We start from the raw sequence: 703 nt of genomic DNA on the forward strand, positions 1-703 counted from the left end.
CGGTATTACCGGTTGCACCTGTGGCGCCGGTCGAGCCGGTTGCGCCAGTCGAACCTGTTGCTCCAGTCGAGCCAGTTGCTCCGGTATCACCGGTCGAGCCGGTTGCTCCAGTAGAGCCTGTTGCTCCAGTCGATCCGGTCGAACCTGTTGCCCCAGTAGAGCCGGTCGAACCTGTCGATCCGGTCGAGCCAGTTGCTCCGGTATCACCGGTTGCACCTGTGGCGCCGGTAGAGCCGGTTGCTCCGGTCGAACCAGTAGAGCCTGTTGCTCCGGTATCACCGGTTGCTCCTGTGGCGCCGGTCGAGCCGGTTGCTCCGGTCGATCCGGTCGAACCTGTTGCCCCAGTAGAGCCGGTCGAACCTGTCGATCCGGTCGAGCCAGTTGCTCCGGTCGATCCGGTCGAACCTGTTGCCCCAGTAGAGCCGGTCGAACCTGTCGATCCGGTCGAGCCAGTTGCTCCGGTATCACCGGTTGCTCCTGTGGCGCCGGTCGAGCCGGTTGCTCCGGTCGATCCGGTCGAACCTGTTGCCCCAGTAGAGCCGGTCGAACCTGTCGATCCGGTCGAGCCAGTTGCTCCGGTATTACCGGTTGCACCTGTGGCGCCGGTCGAGCCGGTTGCGCCAGTCGAACCTGTTGCTCCAGTCGAACCAGTTGCTCCGGTATCACCGGTCGAGCCGGTTGCTCCAGTAGAGCCTGTTGCTCC

Annotated in this window: 1 protein-coding gene; it reads left to right on the top strand. The window is 64.2% G+C overall.

The genetic code is table 11. The features are described from left to right. Positions 1 to 20: 20 nt before the first annotated feature. On the top strand, positions 21 to 703 hold a 683-nt coding region (locus EN991_RS38615; protein WP_245461206.1), incomplete at its 3' end, for a DUF4573 domain-containing protein.

The sequence above is a fragment of the Mesorhizobium sp. M7A.F.Ca.US.005.03.2.1 genome, assembly GCF_003997795.1.
Taxonomy (GTDB): Bacteria; Pseudomonadota; Alphaproteobacteria; order Rhizobiales; family Rhizobiaceae; genus Mesorhizobium; species Mesorhizobium ciceri.